Origin of the sequence: Acidovorax sp. (genome assembly GCF_046314175.1) — a bacterium.
GTDB lineage: Bacteria > Pseudomonadota > Gammaproteobacteria > Burkholderiales > Burkholderiaceae_C > Acidovorax.
Map to the genome: position 1 here is coordinate 1 of NZ_JBKBXG010000193.1, position 2,868 is coordinate 2,868.

Here is a 2,868-nt window from a genome sequence, read left to right on the forward strand (position 1 = left end):
CTGCCCCCTGCAAGGCAAGCCGCCGGGCGCGCCCCCCGGTGCACAGGATGAGCTTGTCGTAGGGCTGCACCGCGCCATCCGACAGCAGCACCTGCTTGGCAGCGCGGTCAATGCGGTGCACCTGCACACCGGGCCGCCATTGCACCGCCAGGGCGTCAAATGCCTCGGGTTTCATGAGGCGCGTACTCTCCGGGGCTGCTGCGCCCGAGAGCACCGCCTTCGACAACGGTGGCCGTTCGTGCGGCGGGTGGGCTTCGTCACCGATCAGCACCACACGGCCTGCAAAGCCTTCGCTGCGCAGCGTCTGCGCCGCCCAGCCGCCCGCCTGGCCCGCACCGACGATCACGATGGTGTGGGCCGGGTGCGCGTTAGCGCCTTCATGCGGCAATGCGGCGGCCTCGACCTCAGGTCGTTCGGCAGTCATGGGGGGCTCCTTGAGAGGTTCAGTCCAGGGCCAGCCACACGCGGCCGCCCTCGATCTTCACGGGGTAGCTGCGCAGCGGCTCGGTGACGGGCGCGCAGGTGGGTTTGCCGTTGCGTACATCAAACTTGCCCTGGTGCAGCGGGCATTCGATCTCGTGCCCTTCCAGAAACCCATCGCACAGGCGTGCATGGCCGTGGGTGCACATGTTGTCGGTGGCAAACACCTCGCCGCCCACGCCATACAGCGCAATGTCGCGCCCGGCCACGGCCAGGCCGATCACGTCATCCTCGGGCACATCGCCGTGCGCGGCGGCGTCAATCCAATTCGTTGTCATCGTCGTCATGGCGGCTCCTCAGATGGGGTAGATCAGCGAGTTGGGGATCATCTCGCTGTCGTAAACGACGAGGCGCGACGCGAACTTCAGGCCCTCGGGCGTGGGCACCACCTCATCCAGCGTGCGCCCCACGTTGAACACCGTCGATTCCTTCGACAGGCGCGTGCGCAGCACCGCATAGTTGGCCTCGCAGTGGATGCGGCCATCCGCATCGACCTTGTGCACCAGCGGCGCACCCACCACATGGCGCTGGTAGTAGGGGTCGTGGAACAGCGTCTCGCGGATGCCGTAGACGCGGTCTTTCAGCATGCCCTTGCTGTCAAACGCCAGCGTGGCCAGCGGGAACCCGCGCTCGTGGTTCTCGCGCGGCTGCAGCTTGTACACGCAGTGGTCGATGAAAAATTCAGGCCACGCCTCCCAGTCCGCCGCGTCGAGTGCGCGGGCGTAGCGGGCGTAGAGCTGGTTCAGTTCAAAGTAGGTCTGGAAGTCCATCATGGTCAAGCCTCCGCCTCCATCACCTTGCGCCAGTATTCGTACATGCCCCGGATCAGCGTCTCGGTCACCATGTGGTCCGTGTCGCCCACCTCACGCCCCCCCAGCTCGGCCAGCGTGCGGTGCGCGGGCTTGGTCTCAAAGCCTTCTTGCGACCACTCAATCACCTCACCATCGTCGGCCGACACAAAGCCCGCCGGGCCGAACAGATTGGCCTGGCGCAGGCGGCGCTGCGTCATCTCTGCGCTGTCGTCCTCAAAGCCGAAATGCGTCCACACAAAATCAAAAGCCCCCTTGCCATCCGGCTGGATGTGGCGCGTGGACACGCTGTTGACCTGCTGCTGAAAAATCACGCTGGGGAACACGGTCATCATCACCGCCGTGGGCACCGATGCCGGTGCGTTGGGCGCCGCAGCATCACCACCGCTGGCAGCCGGGGGCGGCCCCGCCCACCAGTCCTCCTGCGCAATGTCCAAAAAGCGCGGGTCATTCAGCGACATGCTGGCCTTGAAGCTGGACACCTGCGTCACATCCGCCGCCTTGCCCGCCGCGCCACGGGTCGAGACCATGGCCGCATGGCGGTGCTGCGCATCCATCAGCAGTTGCGACTTGTTGTCGGCACGCCAGAGCCCAAAGGTAACGAACCAGGTGTGCAGCAGGCCGGGGTGGTACGGGTCTTTGATGTTCTCTTGCATCAGCTTCCAGTTGCCCGGAATGCGCTGGCGGTTGTAGCCCAGGATAGTGAGCTTGCGGCCATTGAACAGCCGGTCAAAGTAGCCCAGGATGGTGGGGCCCAAGAATTCCTCCAGCGGCTCCACGCTGTGGTCAAACGACGCAAACACCACGCCGCCACGCGTGGCCACCTTGAGCTTGGTCAGCCCATGATCTGCCGGGTTGAAGTCTGCAGGCATGCCGCCATTGACCTTGCCATCCTGCTTCACGCCACGCCGAAACGGCACGCCCTGCAAGTCACCCGACAGGGTGTAGTTCCACTGGTGGTACGGGCAGGTCAGGCTCTCGCGGTTGCCATGCCGCTCGCGGCAAAACACCATGCCCCGGTGGGCGCAGACGTTTTCCACCACATGGATCGAAGCATCCTTGTCACGCACCAGCAGCACCGAGCGCTCGCCAATCACTGTGCGCTTGAAATCCCCCGCGTTGGGAATCTCTGCCTCCAGGCCAACGTAGCACCAGTGCCCGTTGTAGAACAAACGGTCCAGCTCCTTGCGGTACAGCGCCTCATCGGTATAGGCCTGAAAGGGAATGCGGCTGGTGCCGTTCGTCTCCCAGCGAATCTGCTGCGGGAACACGGTGACGGGGCATTCATGCATGAGGCGTCTCCTTCTATTGTCATAGCCAGTCAGTCGGGGCCGGTACGGATGCACCCAGCGCCTGGGGAGCGATCATTCGTGTTTGAGCAATATCAGTCAATGGAACGCTGGTGATGTTTCACATCACTGACATGAATATGACTGTCGCGCCGACTGAACCCTGCCCGGCCCAGGTTCGGTTTGTGGCGAACCTGCGCGAGCTGCATGAAGGTCTTGCCTATTGCCCTCTGCAGCGGCCTGAAAGGGACATCCTCCGGTTGAAACCACCGTCTTGCACCGTGACAACA

The 2,868-nt window shown here is 63.8% G+C and carries 4 protein-coding genes; all 4 read right to left on the reverse strand.

Annotation, left to right across the window (positions count from 1 at the left end; translation table 11 throughout):
- The coding region (locus ACK4OE_RS25590; protein ID WP_409889232.1) for an FAD-dependent oxidoreductase at positions 1 to 424 on the reverse strand (424 nt) is incomplete at its 3' end.
- Between the two features lie 19 nt (positions 425 to 443).
- Positions 444 to 767, reverse strand: a complete 324-nt coding sequence (locus ACK4OE_RS25595; RefSeq protein WP_409889233.1) for a non-heme iron oxygenase ferredoxin subunit — start codon at positions 765 to 767, stop codon at positions 444 to 446.
- A gap of 9 nt (positions 768 to 776) precedes the next feature.
- Entirely contained in the window at positions 777 to 1,250 is a 474-nt protein-coding gene (locus ACK4OE_RS25600) for an aromatic-ring-hydroxylating dioxygenase subunit beta (RefSeq protein WP_108499844.1), read from the reverse strand.
- 5 nt (positions 1,251 to 1,255) lie between these two features.
- Positions 1,256 to 2,581: an aromatic ring-hydroxylating dioxygenase subunit alpha gene (locus ACK4OE_RS25605; protein WP_409889234.1), complete on the reverse strand. Its 1,326-nt coding sequence runs from the start codon at positions 2,579 to 2,581 to the stop codon at positions 1,256 to 1,258.
- Between the last annotated feature and the right edge of the window lie 287 nt (positions 2,582 to 2,868).

Coding starts and splice junctions, on each gene's coding strand:
- ACK4OE_RS25595 (WP_409889233.1), bottom strand. CDS start 767: ATGACGACGATGACAACGAATTGGATTGACGCCGCCGCGCACGGCGAT.
- ACK4OE_RS25600 (WP_108499844.1), bottom strand. CDS start 1,250: ATGGACTTCCAGACCTACTTTGAACTGAACCAGCTCTACGCCCGCTAC.
- ACK4OE_RS25605 (WP_409889234.1), bottom strand. CDS start 2,581: ATGCATGAATGCCCCGTCACCGTGTTCCCGCAGCAGATTCGCTGGGAG.